This is a genomic window from Streptomyces sp. RKAG293, assembly GCF_023701745.1.
GTDB lineage: Bacteria > Actinomycetota > Actinomycetes > Streptomycetales > Streptomycetaceae > Actinacidiphila.
On record NZ_JAJOZB010000001.1, the window covers coordinates 7,991,071 to 8,007,437 of the forward strand.

Here is a 16,367-nt window from a genome sequence, read left to right on the forward strand (position 1 = left end):
CCGTGGCACGCACTGTGGCCCGTGTGATCATCGACGCCTTGCAGGAGCTGGAGGTCGGTCACGTCTTCGGCGTGGTCGGCGACGCGCTGAATCCGCTGACCGACGCCATCCGCACCACTGATGGTCTGGAGTGGGTGGGGTGCCGCCACGAGGAGGCCGCCGCGTTCGCCGCGAGCGCCCGGTCCCAGCTTTCCGGGAACCTGGGGGTGTGCATGGGAACCGTCGGCCCTGGCGCGATCCACCTGCTCAACGGCCTCTACGACGCCGCGAAGAGCCGCACCCCGGTGCTGGCCATCGCCGGACAGGTACCGCTGGCCGAAATGGGCAGCGACTACTTCCAGGAGGTCGACAACGACCTGCTGTTCCGCGACGTCGCCGTCTACCGTGCCACTGTCACCTCACCCGACCAGATGCCCCGCCTGCTCGAGGCCGCCGTACGCGCCGCGATCGGCCACGGCGGGGTGGCGGTCCTGACCGTGCCCGGCGATCTGGGCGATCAGGAGCTGACGCAGGAACGTCCCGCCCGCTTCCCCCGGACCCGCCAGCTCACCCGCCCCGACGAGCCCGGCATCCTGCAGGCGGCCGAGATCATCAACGCGGCGTCCAAGGTGACCCTGCTGGTGGGACGCGGCGCCCGCGACGCCCGCGAGGAAGTCCTGGCCCTGGCGGAGCACCTCGGCGCGCCGATGGTGCTCACCCTCAAGGCCAAGGAGGGCTTCGAGGGCGACAACCCCTACCAGGTCGGGCAGACGGGCCTGATCGGCAACCCGGCTGCCGCCGGCGCTCTGGACGAGTGCGACACCCTGCTCATGCTCGGCACCGACTTCCCCTACCGCGACTGGTACCCCACCGGCTGCCGCGTCGTCCAGATCGACACCCAGGAACAGAACCTCGGGCGGCGGGTGCCCATCGACGCAGGCCTGGCCGGCGACACCGGAGCCACCCTGCGCGCCCTCCTGCCCCGCCTGGACGCCAAACCCGACCGTGCGCACCTCGACACCGCCCGCGAGCACTTCGCCGGCTGGCGCACCGGCCAGCAGCGCCTGGCCGAACCCGCCCACGACACCAAGCGCTGGACCGGACGCCTGCGCAGCGCCCTGGACAACCCCGACCACGACATCCGGCCCGAAGCCCTGGCGGCCGCGGTTGACGCCTGCGCCGACGACGACGCGATCTTCACCTCCGACACGGGTATGGCCACCGTGTGGCTGTCCCGCTTCGTGACCATGCACGGTGACCGCCGGCTGATCGGCTCCTACAACCTCGGCTCCATGGCCAACGCCATGCCCCAGGCGATGGGCGCACAGCTGTGGGCTCCGGGCCGTCAGGTCGTGGCGTTCTGCGGCGACGGCGGACTGAGCATGCTGCTCGGTGACCTCATGACCATCAAGACCTACCAGTTGCCGGTGAAGCTCGTCGTCTTCGACAACCGCCGCTTGGGCATGGTCAAGCTCGAACAGGAACAGGCCGGCCTCGCCGAGTTCGGCACCGAACTCGACAACCCCGATTTCGCCGCGGTGGCCACCGCCCTCGGACTGACCGGCATTCGCGTCACCGACCCCGACACCCTCACCGATAGCGTCCGCCGAGCCTTCGCGACCCCGGGGCCGGTCCTCCTCGATGTACTGACCAACCCCCAGGAAGTCGCCGTCCCCGGAAAGCCGACCGTCCAGCAGGGCTGGGGATTCGCCATCGCGAAGGTCAAAGAACTCCTGCAGAGCCACGAGGGCTGACCGTTGGGCCGGCCGCACCCCGCTGTGTCTTCAGCCATGGCCAGTCGCCTTCAGAATGGCGCAGTACGGCCGTTGGCGTCCGTGCGCGCCACGTGCCGCATGCATCTCGGAACAGATGTTCGGCGTGCGACGGGAATGACTAGGGCGGTATCGGGTATCCGCAGCCTCAGCACGTCAGGCAGCCACCGAACCCGGAGTCATCTCATGGCCACTGCATCCGCAGCGATAGTCTCCCCGACCACCCACGTCGCGACGGTGGCGGACCTGCCCTGGGTGGAGGATGCCGGGAAGGTCGCTCCGAAGGACGCCCGGGATCTGTCGAAGATCTTCTTCGACCGGCTGCAGGAACTGGAGGAGGGTACGCGCGACCATCAGTACGCGCGGAACACCCTCATCGAGTTGAACATGTCGTTGGTGAAGTTCGCCGCCCGCCGCTTCCGTAACCGGCCCGAGCCGTCCGAGGACATCCTGCAGGTCGGCACGATCGGGTTGATCAAGGCGATCGACCGGTTCGACCTGTCGCGTGAGGTGGAGTTCACCACCTTCGCGATCCCGTACATCACCGGGGAGATCAAGCGCTTCTTCCGGGACACCAGCTGGGCCGTGCATGTGCCGCGCCGCTTGCAGGAACTGCGTCTGGAGCTGGCCAAGGCGACCGAGGAACTCGCGACCCGCCTGGACCGCGCCCCGACCACTGCGGAGCTCGCCGAGCTCCTGGGTCTGACCACCGAGGAGGTCATCGAGGGCCTGGTGGCCAGCAACGGCTACACCGCCGGATCCCTGGAGATGACGACCACCGAGGACGACGACCACAGCGGTGGTCTGGTCGACCGGCTCGGGGACCTCGACCCCGCCCTGCAAGGTGTTGAGGACCTGCACGTTCTGAAGCCGTTGATGGCCCAGCTCGGTGAGCGCGACCTGCGCATTCTGCAGATGCGTTTCGGCGACGAGATGACCCAGGCGCAGATCGGCGTCGAGCTCGGCATCTCCCAGATGCACGTCAGCAGACTCCTGACCAAGGTCCTGGAGCGCCTGCGGCAAGGAATGCTCGCGGAGGCCACCACCTGATTCCGCTCCCGGAGCCGCGAGATCACGCAGGCCCGCCCCGGCGAGATCACCCAGGCCCGCCCCGCATCGCGCGAGGCGGGCCTTTCGCCGCACGTCTGGAAGGGTGCCGAGGGGGAAGTTGACCGATTGGCCGTGATGTCTTCGCGGTGGGTGTGTGGCAGACCGCCGGGGACCGCCCTGCGGTGATGACGATGCCCCGCGGGTTGCAGAAAGCAGAGGGCAGATCATGTCGTCGATATCCGGGCCCGCGCAGGACCCAGTCGAAATACCACCAGCACCAGGACTTTCGGGGCCGGCGGCCCCGAAAGTGCGGGGCATGCGGCGCAGGTCCTGGTTCGTCGCCGGATTCACCTTCACGCTGGGGGCGTTCCTGGCGTGGCAGGTCGCGCAGGCGGTGCTCCGGGCCAGTCAGGTGCTGCTGCTGGTGGTGCTGGCGTTCCTGCTGGCGGTCAGCCTGGAACCCTTGGTCGGGTGGCTGGTGGCGCGCGGGCACCGGCGCGGGCGGGCGGTGCTGATCGTGTGCGCCGTGTTGCTCCTGATCGTGGCGGGCCTGCTCGCCGTGGTCGTCCCCCCGGTGGTCACCGAAGTGGAAGCGCTCATCCATGCGGTGCCGGGCTGGCTGCAGCAGTTGCACGACCACCAATCGACCCTGGGCCGCTTGGAGGACCGCTACCACCTCACGGACAAGGCCAAGACCCAGATCGGCTCCGGCGGCGGATCCAGCATCTTCGGCGGCCTGTTGGGCGCCGGCCTGTACGTCGTCAGCGCCCTCACCGCGACTGCCGTCGTCGTGACCCTGACGGTGTACTTCATGGCCAGCATGCCTGCCATCAAGGGCTTCTTCTACCAGCTGGTCCCCGGCAGCCGCCGCGCCCGCACCCAGGAGATCACCGAGGAGATCCTGGTGCGCATCGGCCGGTTCATGCTCGGCAACGTGGCCACCTCCGCGATTGCCGGAGTGGCCACGTTCGCGTGGTGCGCACCGATGAGCGTCCCGTACGCGGCGGCACTGGGAGTGTTCACCGCGGTGATGGACATGATCCCGATGGTCGGCTCAACGATTGCGGGAGTGGTCGTGAGCCTGGTGGCGCTCTCGGTGTCCTGGCCGGTCGCGGTCGCCACCGCGGGTTTCTACATCGCCTTCCGCCTGCTGGAGGACTACCTGATCATGCCCCGGGCGATGCGTTACGCGGTCGACGTCCACCCCCTCGTCACCGTGGTCGCGGTCCTCGCCGGAGGAGCACTGCTCGGGATCATCGGAGCACTCGTCGCCGTCCCGGTCGCCGTGGCCGTCAACCTGGTCCTCGACGAAGTCGTCTTCCCCGAACTCGACGCCGCCTGACCGCGGCAACCCCGCCCTGCCATGGCGGTAGGGTCGCTGCAGCTGTGGCACCGGAGAGGCGGGGGACGATGGCGCGCGTAGCAGAGGATTTCGACCAGCGGATCAACGCGTACCGGTCGGAACTCCTGGCGCACTGCTATCGGATGCTGGGATCGGTCCATGATGCCGAAGACCTGGTCCAGGAGACCTACCTGCGGGCGTGGCGGGCCCGGGACCGGTACGACCAGGATCGGGCGTCGGTCCGCACGTGGTTGTACCGCATCGCGACGAATGCCTGCCTGACCGCGCTCGAGGGCCGGGGCAGGCGTCCCCTGCCGTCGGGCCTGGTGGCCCGGAGCGAGGATCCGTCCTCGCCGTTGGTGCGCGGTGAGGTGACCTGGCTGCAGCCCCTGCCGGACGCGCTGCTCGGGGCGGACCCGGTGAAGGCCGCGGTGGACCGCGGCTCGCTGCGGCTTGCGTTCGTCGCGGCGGTCCAGCACCTGTCGGCCCGTCAGCGGGCAACGCTGATCCTGCGCGACGTTCTGGACTTCTCCGCAGCGGAGTCGGCCGAGATCCTCGGCATGTCGACGGCGGCGGTCAACAGCGCTCTGCAGCGCGCCCGGGGGCAACTGCGCGCGGCCGGAGTCCCCGAGGACGAGGTCGCCGAACCGTCCGAGCAGGAAGTGCGCGCGCGGATCGACCGGTTCGTCGAGGCCTTCGAGCGCGCCGACGTGGCCGCGATCAAGCAACTGCTGACCCACGACGTGCTGCTGGAGATGCCGCCGATGGTCAACTGGTTCATCGGCCGCGAGCACTACGGCACGTTCATGGACTGGGTCTTCTCGATGTGCAAGGACTGGCGGATGGTGCGGACCGTCGCCAACGGCCAGCCCGCGCTGGCGGCCTACTGGCGGGTCGACGGCGGCGGCTACCACCTGCACACCCTGCAGGTGTTCACCGTCACGTCGGCCGGGATCAGCCGCAACACGGTCTTCCAGGACGCCGAGGTGTTCGCTGCCTTCGGGTTGCCGGAGGAGTTGACCGGGGCAGATTCGTAGCGGCCCCGCAACGTAGCTGGCGGCTGCTGCCGAACGCCTCATTCCTCCTGGCGGCAGACTGCGCCCCGTCCCGACCGGACGGAGCGCAGTGTGCTCAGCGCGAACCCGCGGGGGTCATGTGTCAGCTCGGCACGACGGCCGGACTGTTGTGATAGGCCACGACCAGCCAGGCGCCGGCACGCTTCTCGAGCACCCAGGTCGCGTACACGACGCGCTCGGCGGGGACCTCACTCTCGCCCGGGAATTTGATGCCGGTCTGGCTCACCACGACCGCGGCACTCTCGCCCAGGAAGCGGATGCTGTCCAGCTTGTCGATGCTCGTGCTGCCCTTGAGGTAGGACGCGAAGCCGACGGCCATGTTCTCGCGGACGACCTCCTTGGACCTGCGGTAGGAGCCGGGCAGGATCGCGGTGGCGTCGTCCCTGTAGTCCGCGACGAAGGCATCGGCGTCGCCGGCGTCCCATGCCTGGTAGACGCCCTCCAACACGCCCTTGATTGCGGCTTCGTCGTGCGATCGGGTCACGGTCATGGTTCGCTCCTGGTGTTGGGATTCCTCCTGGCCTGCGACAGGCCCACCAGTACATACCGGCGAGGGTCCTGAAACTCATCGCTCGCGTCAGACACCGGCCGTGCGGGATCTGGTGATGATGACGCCGACGTAGGTGCTCCCCGCAGCTGACCTGCGGTCTACCACTGTGCTCGAAAGGCGTTGTTGCCGTCGACGGCACGAGCGATTCTGGCAACAGGCGGTAACGGGTGGGGACTTCGTGGGTGCCGGTCCGGGACGTCCCGGGACGACATCCCCCGGGGGCGGACCCGTTCACATCGCGGCTCATCGGACATCCCGCCAACCCCGAACACCACGAGACAAGGGCACTGCATGTCGTTGCGCACGAAGGTACTCCTGGCCACGGTTTCCACCGTACTGCTCGGCGGAGCGCTGGCTTCTCCGGCCGGTGCCGCTGCTCCGGACGGTTCCCTCCAGGTCACTGCGGCTCACCGGACGACGATGTCGCCACAAGCTGTGATCTGCCGGTTCACGGGGGACGGTGTCCGTATCCACACGAAGCCGAGTACGGGTTCCACGACCGTGGGGCTCGCGTACAAGGGCCAGAGCTTCATGATGCAGGACGGGGCCGGCGATCCTCCCAACTGGATGCGGGGGACGGCGTCGCCGGCGCACAGGAAGTGCGCATTTCAGCCCGAGCTGCGCCTGTCCGGGGCCGGGGGCATGGTCGGGGAGCGGTGGGCTCGAGTCGTGGGTGGCCTCGATCGGGTCCCGGATGGGGGTTGCGTAAGCTTGTCCCGTCGTGGCGGGACGGATGCCGGTCATCTGCGGATGATCTTTGACTCGCCTGATGAACCACTCGTTGTACCGTAGGAAAACTGCCCTTGACCTGCATAGACGCAGGCAGGGAGCCTAGCTCCAGGAGTGCCTCGATGTTGCGTACCATGTTTAAGTCCAAGATCCACCGTGCCCGGGTGACCGAGGCCGATCTGCACTACGTCGGTTCGGTGACGATCGACGCCGACCTCATGGAGGCGGCCGACCTTCTGCCGGGTGAGCTGGTTCACATCGTCGACATCGACAACGGCGCCCGGCTGGAGACGTACGTCATCGAGGGCGAGCGCGGGTCGGGTGTGATCGGGATCAACGGTGCCGCGGCGCATCTGGTGCACCCCGGTGATCTGGTCATCCTGATCAGCTACGCCCAGGTCGACGACGCCGAGGCGCGCGCTCTGAAGCCGAAGATCGTGCATGTGGGCGAGGGCAACAGGATCGTGGCGCTGGGCGCGGATCCGTCCGAGCCGGTCCCCGGCAGTGCGACCGTGCGCGGCCCGCACGCCCTGAGCTCGACCGCGCAGGCCACCGCGTAGCCCGGCGGCGGGCGACAAGGGCCACCGCGCGCGGGCCCGTAAGTGGTGTCGGTGTGGGGGCGGCCCTACACGTCACGCTACGTATCAGCTGTGTGACATACCCGCATTCCGGGGGATCCGCGAGCCGACTCCGGCTAGTGTGCCCGATCATGACCGAACGTCCGTTTGAGGCCCTGGGGTTGAGCGCCGATGCGGACCGGGCCTACCGGTTACTGGTGGCCACGCGCGGTGTGGCGGCGGCCGGGCTGGCCCGGGACCTCGGGGTGCCGGTGACGCGGGCCGAGGCGGTCTGCGCGGAGCTCGGGGCGCGCGGGCTGGCCCGGTCCGGCGGTGACGGGCGCTGGTATCCGGCGCCACCGCGGGTCGGACTGCTGCCACTGGTGGCCCGTACCCAGGAACAGCTGCGGCAGGGACGGGAGTTACTGGACCGGCTGGCGGTGGAGTACCAGCGGGTGCACGAGGGGTATCGCTCCGAGGAGATCGTCCAGGTCGTGGAGGGCTACGGCGCCGCGGGGCTGTGGGCCGAGCAACTGCGGCGCTCCGCGCGGACCGAGGTCGCCTCCTTCGTCCGCGGTCCCTTTCCCGCGGACGGGGAGTGGCACGACCCGCTGGACGCGGCGGAGCGGCTCGACGAGGGCGTCCGCCACCGGGTGGTGCGCGACCGGACGGCGCTGGAGACCCCCGGCGCCCTGGGCGGCGCGGGCGGCAGGCGGACGGCCTGCGAGGAGGTCCGGGTGGCGCAGAGCCTGCCGATGCGGCTCTGCATAGCCGACCGGTCGCTGGCCCTGCTGCCGCTGGCTCCGGAGGTCGAAGTTCCCGGCCCGGCGATGCTGTTGGTGCGCCCCAGCGGTCTGCTGGACGCTCTCCTCGCGCTCTTCGAGGCGGTGTGGGCGTCGAGTACGCCGTTGCGGGAGCGGGGCTCCGGCGGGCGCAGCGCCGTTCAGTTGCGGATCCTGGCGATGCTGGTGAACGGCAGCACGGACCAGGCGATGGCCCGCGCTCTCGGGGTCGCCGTCCGTACGGTCCAGCGTCATCTCGCGGTGATGGAGCGCGCGGCGGGCGTGGAGAACCGCGTCCAACTCGTCTGGCACGCGGCCCGGCACGGTTGGCTCGACGAGCCGGGCGGCGCGGCGAAGGGCGCCGGGGTGGGCGGTGCCGCCGGCTCTACGGCGAACGGATCCCCGAACGGAGTCGCAGACGGAGCCGCGGCGTCCGATTGACAGGAACGTGACGCCGAATGCCGGGTCGATGACTGTCAGGTATCCGACAACCTTGTCACGTTCCGCTGATACGGCTGAGGCGTAGGTATACGCAAGCGGTCCATTGGATCCGCCGTCGGCCGGTCGACCCCTGTACCGGCCGGCTCCGGTCAGATTCCAGGAGTCCTGCTTTGCGTATACCCATACAGCGGCGGCCCGGAAGACGCAGAGGCGTGGCGTCGGTCATCGCCGCCGCCGCCTCTGCCACCGTCGCCCTGCTCGGCCTCCAACTGCCCGCCGCCGCACCGGCGTCGGCCGCCCCCTCCGCCGCCCGGCCCGATGTCACGGCCCAGTGCGGCGCCGCCAAGCCCGGTCAGTTCAGCTGCTTCGCGCTGCGCCGCACCGACCTGCGCGGCACCGTCGGGATCAACGCGGCGACCCCGAACGGCTTCGGCCCCGGGGACCTGCAGAGCGCCTACGCGCTGCCGGCCGACGGTGGAGCCGGCCAGACCGTGGCCATCGTCGACGCCTACGACAACCCCACCGCGGAGGCCGACCTCACGGTCTACCGGGCGCAGTACGGACTCCCGGCCTGCACGACCGCAAACGGCTGCTTCAAGAAGGTCAGCCAGCGCGGTGGCACCGACTACCCGGCCCCCGACCCCGGCTGGGCGGGTGAGATCTCGCTGGACGTCGACATGGTGTCCGCGGCCGCCCCCAACGCCCACATCCTGCTGGTCGAGGCCGACGACCCCAGCTTCGAGAACCTCGGCGCGGCGGTGGACCAGGCGGTCGCACTCGGCGCCAAGTACGTCTCCAACTCGTACGGCACGGGCTACGACTCCACGCCCGGCAGCGGCGAGGACGCGTCGGAGACCACGGCGATGGACCCGTACTACAACCACCCGGGCGTGGCCATCGTGGCCTCGTCGGGTGACAGCGACTACGGCGTCAGCTACCCGGCGGCCTCCCAGTACGTGACCTCCGTCGGCGGAACCGCGCTGGCCAGGGACGCGGGCAGCGGCCGTGGCTGGACCGAGTCGGTCTGGCACAACTCGTACGGCGGCCCCGGTTCCGGGTGCTCGCTCTACGAGCCCAAGCCGGCCTTCCAGACGGACACGCCCTGCGCCAAGCGCGCGGTGGCGGACGTCTCCGCGGTCTCCGACCCGCTGACCGGTGTCGCGGTCTACCAGACCTACGGAGCCTCCGGCTGGTCGGTGTACGGCGGAACCAGCGCCGCCTCGCCGATCATCGCGGGCGTGTACGCCGCGGCCGGCACCCCCGGCGCCGGCACCTACCCGAACGCGTACCCGTACGCGAAGCCCGGTTCGCTCAACGACGTGACCACGGGCATCAACGGCACCTGCACGCCGGCCTACCTGTGCACCGCGGGCACCGGCTACGACGGCCCGACCGGCCTCGGCACCCCGAAGGGCCTCGACGCCTTCCGCAGCGGACCGCACGGCGTGATCTCGGGTACGGTCACCGACCACGCCACCGGCGCGCCACTGGCCGGAGCGCAGGTCAAGGCAGGCGACCACAGCGCGGTCAGCGACGCCGCCGGCGCCTACCAGCTCGACATCCCGCCGGGCAGCTACGACGTGTCGGCGAGCGCCTACGGCTACGCCACGAAGACCGTCGCCTCGGTCGTGCTGGCCGACGGCGGTACGGTCACCCAGTCGTTCGCGCTGGACTCCGTGCCGCGCCAGACCGTCTCCGGCAAGGTCGCCGACGGATCCGGGCACGGCTGGCCGCTCTACGCGAAGATCACCGTGGACGGAGTACCGGGCGGCCCGGTGTTCACCGACCCGGCCACCGGCGCCTACCACCTGACGCTCCCGCAGGGCGTCTCGTACACCCTGCACGTCACCGCGGCCTACACCGGTTACCAGGCGGTGGACAAGGTCGTCGCGGTCGGCACCGCCGACCAGACCGTGAACGTCGCCGTCCCGGTCGACGCGATCGCCGCGCAGGCTCCCGGCTACGCCGTCCACCTGAACGGCGCGACCGAGCCGTTCGACTCCTCCACCACCACGCCCGCGGACTGGAGCGTCACCAACGCCGACGGCACCACCGGCGGCTGGGGCTTCGACGACGCCGGCAAGCGCACCAACAAGACCGGTGGCACCGGCGGCTTCGCCATCATCGACAGCGACCACATCGGCAGCGGCAAGCACCAGGACAGCCAGCTGCTCTCCCCGTCGTTCGACCTGACCGGGAAGACCACCCCGGTGGTCGGCTTCGACACCGAGTACAAGGGCTACTCCAACTCGACCGCCGACGTGGACGTCAGCGCCGACGGCGGGACCACCTGGACCACGCTGTGGCACCAGACGACCACCTCGCTCCTCGGTCCCCAGCACGTGGACCTGCCGCTGACCGCCTACGCGGGCAAGAGCGACGTCCGGCTGCGCTTCCACTACTCCGGCACCTGGGCCTACTGGTGGGAGCTGGACAACGTCTTCGTCGGCCAGCGGTCCTACGACCCGGTCCCCGGCGGCCTGGTGGTCGGCAACGTGACGGACGCCAACACCCACACCGGCGTCAACGGTGCGACGGTCACCAGCGCCGACGCCCCCGCGGAGAAGACCACGACCGCGGCGACCCCGGACGACGCGGCACTCGGTGACGGCTTCTACTGGGTGTTCTCGCACCTGACCGGCAAGCACCCGTTCGCGGCAGCGGCCGCCGGCTACTCCAAGGCCAGTGCCACCGCCAACGTGCCGCCGGACGGCACCGTCCGCGCCGACCTCGCCCTCAAGGCGGGCCGGCTCCAGGTCACTCCCGGCGCCATCACCAAGACGGCCGCCTGGGGCGGCACCGCCACCCAGAAGGTGACGGTGAAGAACACCGGCACCGCTCCCGCCACCCTGAACGTCGGCGAGACCGCGGGCGACTTCGTCATCGCGAAGACCGGCGGAGCCCCGCTGAACCTCGTGAAGAGCGGCACCACCAAGCTGTCCCTGAAGGCGGACAAGGGCAAGCGCGCCACCCCCGCCGCGCAGAACGCGGCCGGCACCGCCTGGCAGTCGATCGCCGACCTGCCGGTCACGGCCGGTGACAACGTGGTGGGCGTCGCCAACGGCACCGTCTACTCGGGCTTCGGCTTCACCGGGGCCGCGGACACCAGCGACCTGTACGCCTACGACACGACCGCGGGCACCTGGACCAAGAAGGCCTCCGCGGCCGACACCCGTGAGGCACCCGCCCACGGGGTCATCGGCGGCAAGTTCTACGTCGCGGGCGGCTGGGGAGCCTCCGGCGCTCCGGACGCCAAGCTGGAGATCTACGACACCGCGGCCAACACCTGGTCCACCGGCGCGGCGACCCCCAAGCCGTACGCCGGCTCGGGCAGCGCCGTCGTCAACGACAAGCTGTACGTCGTCGGCGGCTGCACCGCGACCGCCTGCGGCACCACCGACGTGTCGGTCTACAACGCGGCGTCCAACAGCTGGTCCGCCGCGGCCGCCTACCCGGAGGCCATCGCCTGGGAGGCGTGCGGCGCCATCAGCGGCAAGCTGTACTGCTCCGGCGGGACCACCGACGCGGGCACCGTCAAACACGGCTACGTCTACGACCCGGCCACCGACGCCTGGTCGCCGATCGCCGACCAGCCCACCGACCAGTGGGGCACGTCGTACACCTCCGCCAACGGCCTGCTGCTGATCGCCGGCGGCGCCATCAACAGCGGTGCGGCCATCACCAACCAGGCGTGGGCCTACAACCCGGCCGACAACACCTGGACCGCACTGCCCAACGCCAACGCGTCGGTCTACCGCGGCGGCGCGGGACCGGGCTTCTACGCGATCGGCGGCCTGGCGGGCCAGACGCCCGTCAAGACGGCCGAGCTGCTGCCCGGCTACGACCAGTCGGACAGCGCCGACGTCAGCTGGCTGAGCGAGAGCACGGACAAGCTGACCGTGGCGGCCGGCGCGACGGTCTCGTTCACCGTCACGCTCGACGCGTCGGTTCCGGAGGTCACCCAGCCCGGCACGTTCCACGCCTCGCTGGCGCTGACCAGTGACACGCCCTACCGGCTGGACCCGATAGGCGTCACGTTCACCGTCAAGCCCCCGGCCACCTGGGGCAAGATCACCGGTACGGTGACCGGCGCCGGCACGCCGCTGGCGGGCGCCACCGTCCAGATCAACACCTGGGCGACGCACTACACGCTCAAGACGGGCACGGACGGTACGTACGCCCTGTGGCTCGACGTCCGCAACAACCCGCTCACCCTGATCATCGCCAAGGACGGCTACCAGCCGACCACCACCACCGTGAAGATCAAGAAGGGAGCGGTCACCACCAGCAACTTCAATCTCCTGAAGGATTGACGAAAGGTGAGCTGACCCGCTGAGATCCGTGGAGGGGACCGGGCGAACCGGTCCCCTCCACGCGGGTGGCGGCAGCGCCACCCCAAGGGAAGGCCGCTTCATGAACACCGCCTGGTCCGGACTGATCGACGACGCCGCACTGTTCCCGCCCGGGGACGTACCGCTGCCGCGGGCGCTGCCCGCGCACCTCGGCTACCGGACGGCCTGGTTCGCGGACCTCGTCGGCCCCTTCGTCTTCCCGGCCCCCAGGCTCGGCGAACTCGCGGCCGCCATCGCGGCGCTCCCCGGCGACGACGTCATCGGCATCGGCCTGACCGTGCCCGGCGGCACCCCGGCCCTGCTGCCCGCGCTGGACCTGCTCGCGAAGGTCTCCGCCGCCCGTCTCGCGGCCGTGGAGATCGCGCTGCCCGACGGCGCCGCGACCGGTGCGGCGCTCACCGTCCTGGACCGCGAGCTGCCCGCGGACGTCACCGCCCATGTGGAGGTACCGCGCGGCGCCCTCGGCCCGGACGTGGCCGACGCCCTCGCGGCCGGCCGGCACCACGCCAAACTGCGCACCGGCGGCACCGCCGCCGCGGCGTTCCCCGGCGAGGCGGAACTGGCCGGGGCGATCATCACCTGCGCGAGCCGCGGACTGGCCTTCAAGTGCACCGCGGGATTGCACCACGCCCTGCGGCACACCGACCCCGCGACGGGCTTCGAGCACCACGGGTTCCTCAACGTCCTGCTGGCCACCGATGCGGCCCTGGACGGGGCCGGCAGCGACACGGTGGCGGCGCTGCTCGCCGAGCGGGCGGCCGGCACGGTCCGTGACCGCGTCGAACGGCTCGGCGCCGAGGGCGTCGCGCGGGTGCGCTCCGCCTTCACGTCCGTCGGCTCCTGCAGCGTCCACGAACCCGTCGACGACCTGATCGCCCTGGGACTGCTGACCGCACCGGCCGAGCAGGGCTGAGACAGGGGCCGCTACCCCGGCGGGGAGGACAGCAGCCGCCCGCCCTGCGGGGTTCGCAGATACAGCACCTCCCGGCCCGACCGCGTGCTGCTGACCAGCCCGGCCCGGCGCAGCACGCCCAGGTGGTACGAGACCGTCGCGGGACTGAGGAAGCGGGTGGAGGCCAGCGCCGTGGTGGTCGCCGGCCGGTCGAGCGAGGCGAGCAGATCGGCGCGGGTCGGGCCCAGCAGCCGGGCCAGATCGGCGCTGGGCGGCGCCGCGTCCGCCGCCGGTGGCCGCGCCGGGTAGATCAGCGCCGGCGGCCGGAGCGGCACCCCCCGGACCGGGTCGATGGAGACACCGATCGCGTAGGCCACCAGGGACGGCACGAGCAGCACCATCGGCACGGGCAGCGCCACGTCGAGGTGGCTGTCGACGCGGAGGGCTCCGCCGTCCCAGCGGATCGACGGGTGCAGCGAGTCGAAGAGCCGGGCGGCGCCGTAGCGGGCCAGGGTCAGGGCCCGCCGGTCGACCTCGGCCTCCAGCACCGCCCGGGCCTGTGGCCAGTGCGCCGCGAAGCCGCTCTCCCAGTAGCGGCCCAGCTCGTCCGCGGCGCGCTCGGCCAGATACCGGCCGCCACGGGCCAGCGTCTCGCGCACCACGTCCGGCAGTTCCCGTCCCGCCAGCCCGTTCGTCGGGCGGCCGACCCGCACCGCCTCCATTTCGGCGACGACCCGCTCCGGCGGCGTGGTGCGCACCTGCTCCAACTCGTCGGCGACGTCGGGGGAGGGGACGCTCGGGTACGGGGTCAGGAAGTCCGGCAGATAACCGGCCCGGTCCACCGCGAGCGCGGTCAGCAGCGGCAGGTCCTCCCGGCGCAGCAGCCGCCGGGCCCGGTACACCCAGGGATCCGCGCTCAGTTCTCCCCGCACCCCCCACGGCATCAGGGTGCCGGCCGCCTCGATCAGCGGTGAGACGGCGAACCGGGACCTGGCCAGCCCGGTGGAGTCCACTGCCAGTCGGATCATGCTCTCCCCCGGGGCCCCTGCGGCCCGCTCACCCTTTGAACCTCATCGAATCCTGGCACAAACGCTCGCGCTACGGCGGGGCACGTAGCAGCCTGTGCGGTGCGGGGGCGCACCGTCGGACGGACGGGGGAGTCCGGGCGGCGCGCCCCCGTCCGCCCAGGAAACGCGAGGCCCCCGCCGGCCCTTCCCCGGGCACCGGCAGGGGCCTCGTCGTCCGTGCGGTGTCCGCGGTCAGATGCCGCCGTCGACGTTGAGCGTCTCCCCGGTGAGGTACGAGGAGAGATCGCTGAGCAGGAAGAGCACCGGGCCCGCGAGTTCCGGGACGGTGCCCAGCCGGCCGAGCGCGGTCTTCTTCGAGTACATCTGCCGCATCCCGTCGGCCCGTTCCTGCGGCATCGCCGCGAAGGCCTCGGTCTCGATGATGCCGGGCGCCACGACGTTGACGCGGATGCCGCGCGGACCCAGCTCCACCGCCAGCGAACGGGACAGCCCGATCATCGCGGCCTTCGCCGCCGTGTAGTGCGCCCGCAGCGGGATGCCCGCCGCCGCCCCGCGTGCGCCGATGTTGACCACGGAGGCGCCCTCACCGAAGAGCGGCAGCGACTGCTGGATCACCCGGTACGCCGCCGTCACATGCGAGTTGAGGACCCGGGACCACTCCTCGGCGGGGAGTTCACCGAAGGGGACATGACTGATGACACCGGCGTTGTTGACGACGCCGTCGAGCCGGCCGAAGCGGTCCTTGGCCTCGCCCACCAGCCGGTCGATCTCGGCGATCTCGCCGACGTCGGCCCGCAGCACATGGTGGTCGCCACCGGTCTCGGCCAGCGCCTTGACGAGGGACTCGACCGCCTCCCCCTCCTGCCGGTAGCAGGTGATCACATCGGCCCCGGCGGCCGCGGCCGCCAGCACGATGCCGCGGCCGATGCCCCGGCTGCCACCGGTGACCAGGACTTTTCTGCCTGTCAGCGCGATTCCCACGTTCCCTGTCCCTCCGCAGTGCCGACGGGGCTCACACGCAGCCGTCGACGTGGATGTTCTGACCCGTGATGTACGTCGAGTGATCGCTCAGCAGGAACAGCACCGACCCGGCGATCTCCTCGACGCGGCCGAGCCGGCCCAGCGCGGTGAAGGAGGAGAACATCTTCCGCTGGAACGCGGCGACCTGCGGGGGGAGGTCGTCCATCGCCTCGGTGTCGATCCGGCCGGGCGACAGGGTGTTGACCCGGATGCCCCGGGGCCCGAGCTCGCGGGCCAGGGAGCGGGTCATACCGACCAGGGCCGCCTTGACGGCGGTGTAGTGCACTCCGCCGTCGATGCCGATGAACGCCACCGTGGACCCGATGTTGACGATCGAGGAGCCGGGGGCCAGCAGGCCGAGCGAGCGGTGGATGACGAGGTGTGCCGCGGTGAGGTTGCCGTCCACCGTGGCGGCCCACTGCGCCGCGTCCAGATCGGCGTACGGGGTCGGGACGTAGGTGCCGGCGTTGTTCACCACCGCGTCGAGACCGCCGAAGCGGGCCTCGCAGGCGTCGGCGATCTCCTCGATGTCCGACGCCTGGGTGGCGTCGGCGCGCAGCACGAGGTGCTTTCCGCCGGTGGCCGCGAGTTCCGCCTCCAGTGTGGTGACCGCGTCACCGGGCTGCCGGTAGCAGGTGATGACCTGCGCTCCGGCCCGCGCCGCGGCGAGCACGATGCCGCGCCCGATGCCGCGCGATCCGCCGGTGACGAGAATGCGCTTGCCCTGCAGATCCCAGCTGCTGGGACTCCGCGAGGTCGTGCTCGGGTCGGCCGTGTGGTCGTTGTCCAGGGTCATC

The 16,367-nt window shown here is 71.0% G+C and carries 12 protein-coding genes; 8 read left to right on the forward strand and 4 right to left on the reverse strand.

The features are described from left to right. Positions 1–2 precede the first annotated feature (2 nt). The 4 genes from LNW72_RS35240 to LNW72_RS35255 all read left to right on the forward strand — a co-directional run bounded on the left by LNW72_RS35240 (position 3) and on the right by LNW72_RS35255 (position 5,180). Positions 3–1,733, forward strand: coding sequence for a thiamine pyrophosphate-dependent enzyme (locus tag LNW72_RS35240; protein WP_250979093.1), 1,731 nt, complete (start codon positions 3–5; stop codon positions 1,731–1,733). 204 nt (positions 1,734–1,937) lie between these two features. Continuing rightward, positions 1,938–2,801 (forward strand): RNA polymerase sigma factor SigF, encoded by an 864-nt coding sequence (locus LNW72_RS35245; RefSeq protein ID WP_250979094.1) that lies wholly within the window; start codon positions 1,938–1,940, stop codon positions 2,799–2,801. A 316-nt stretch (positions 2,802–3,117) separates the two neighbouring features. Continuing rightward, positions 3,118–4,143, forward strand: coding sequence for an AI-2E family transporter (locus LNW72_RS35250; protein ID WP_250979095.1), 1,026 nt, complete (start codon positions 3,118–3,120; stop codon positions 4,141–4,143). A gap of 68 nt (positions 4,144–4,211) precedes the next feature. Further along, positions 4,212–5,180 (forward strand): sigma-70 family RNA polymerase sigma factor, encoded by a 969-nt coding sequence (locus LNW72_RS35255; protein WP_250979096.1) that lies wholly within the window; start codon positions 4,212–4,214, stop codon positions 5,178–5,180. A 121-nt stretch (positions 5,181–5,301) separates the two neighbouring features. On the opposite strand, the gene LNW72_RS35260 is transcribed toward LNW72_RS35255, so the two are convergent. Further along, complete coding sequence (locus LNW72_RS35260; RefSeq protein ID WP_250979097.1) at positions 5,302–5,709, reverse strand: SgcJ/EcaC family oxidoreductase; 408 nt, start codon at positions 5,707–5,709, stop codon at positions 5,302–5,304. A 911-nt stretch (positions 5,710–6,620) separates the two neighbouring features. Between LNW72_RS35260 and panD the strand changes: the two genes are divergently transcribed. The 4 genes from panD to LNW72_RS35280 all read left to right on the forward strand — a co-directional run bounded on the left by panD (position 6,621) and on the right by LNW72_RS35280 (position 13,543). Beyond that, on the forward strand, positions 6,621–7,058 hold the full coding sequence (panD, locus tag LNW72_RS35265; RefSeq protein ID WP_250979098.1) for an aspartate 1-decarboxylase: 438 nt from the start codon (positions 6,621–6,623) through the stop codon (positions 7,056–7,058). A gap of 149 nt (positions 7,059–7,207) precedes the next feature. Continuing rightward, positions 7,208–8,278 (forward strand): LuxR C-terminal-related transcriptional regulator, encoded by a 1,071-nt coding sequence (locus LNW72_RS35270; protein ID WP_250979099.1) that lies wholly within the window; start codon positions 7,208–7,210, stop codon positions 8,276–8,278. Positions 8,279–8,490: 212 nt separating this feature from the next. Continuing rightward, on the forward strand, positions 8,491–12,591 hold the full coding sequence (locus LNW72_RS35275) for a carboxypeptidase regulatory-like domain-containing protein (protein WP_250979100.1): 4,101 nt from the start codon (positions 8,491–8,493) through the stop codon (positions 12,589–12,591). A 100-nt stretch (positions 12,592–12,691) separates the two neighbouring features. Continuing rightward, positions 12,692–13,543 (forward strand): hypothetical protein, encoded by an 852-nt coding sequence (locus LNW72_RS35280; RefSeq protein ID WP_250979101.1) that lies wholly within the window; start codon positions 12,692–12,694, stop codon positions 13,541–13,543. A gap of 11 nt (positions 13,544–13,554) precedes the next feature. On the opposite strand, the gene LNW72_RS35285 is transcribed toward LNW72_RS35280, so the two are convergent. The 3 genes from LNW72_RS35285 to LNW72_RS35295 all read right to left on the reverse strand — a co-directional run bounded on the left by LNW72_RS35285 (position 13,555) and on the right by LNW72_RS35295 (position 16,366). Then, entirely contained in the window at positions 13,555–14,550 is a 996-nt protein-coding gene (locus tag LNW72_RS35285; RefSeq protein ID WP_250979102.1) for a winged helix-turn-helix domain-containing protein, read from the reverse strand. A 231-nt stretch (positions 14,551–14,781) separates the two neighbouring features. Further along, a complete protein-coding gene (locus LNW72_RS35290) occupies positions 14,782–15,531 on the reverse strand; it encodes an SDR family oxidoreductase (protein ID WP_250979103.1) in 750 nt (249 codons plus the stop codon). Positions 15,532–15,562: 31 nt separating this feature from the next. After that, entirely contained in the window at positions 15,563–16,366 is an 804-nt protein-coding gene (locus tag LNW72_RS35295) for an SDR family oxidoreductase (RefSeq protein ID WP_250979104.1), read from the reverse strand. Position 16,367: the final 1 nt, after the last annotated feature.

What these genes read in the sequence shown, in the direction of transcription:
- LNW72_RS35245 (WP_250979094.1), top strand. Translation starts at nt 1,938, where the DNA reads ATGGCCACTGCATCCGCAGCGATAGTCTCCCCGACCACCCACGTCGCG.
- LNW72_RS35250 (WP_250979095.1), top strand. Translation starts at nt 3,118, where the DNA reads ATGCGGCGCAGGTCCTGGTTCGTCGCCGGATTCACCTTCACGCTGGGG.
- LNW72_RS35255 (WP_250979096.1), top strand. Translation starts at nt 4,212, where the DNA reads ATGGCGCGCGTAGCAGAGGATTTCGACCAGCGGATCAACGCGTACCGG.
- LNW72_RS35260 (WP_250979097.1), bottom strand. Translation starts at nt 5,709, where the DNA reads ATGACCGTGACCCGATCGCACGACGAAGCCGCAATCAAGGGCGTGTTG.
- panD (WP_250979098.1), top strand. Translation starts at nt 6,621, where the DNA reads ATGTTGCGTACCATGTTTAAGTCCAAGATCCACCGTGCCCGGGTGACC.
- LNW72_RS35270 (WP_250979099.1), top strand. Translation starts at nt 7,208, where the DNA reads ATGACCGAACGTCCGTTTGAGGCCCTGGGGTTGAGCGCCGATGCGGAC.
- LNW72_RS35280 (WP_250979101.1), top strand. Translation starts at nt 12,692, where the DNA reads ATGAACACCGCCTGGTCCGGACTGATCGACGACGCCGCACTGTTCCCG.
- LNW72_RS35285 (WP_250979102.1), bottom strand. Translation starts at nt 14,550, where the DNA reads ATGATCCGACTGGCAGTGGACTCCACCGGGCTGGCCAGGTCCCGGTTC.
- LNW72_RS35295 (WP_250979104.1), bottom strand. Translation starts at nt 16,366, where the DNA reads ATGACCCTGGACAACGACCACACGGCCGACCCGAGCACGACCTCGCGG.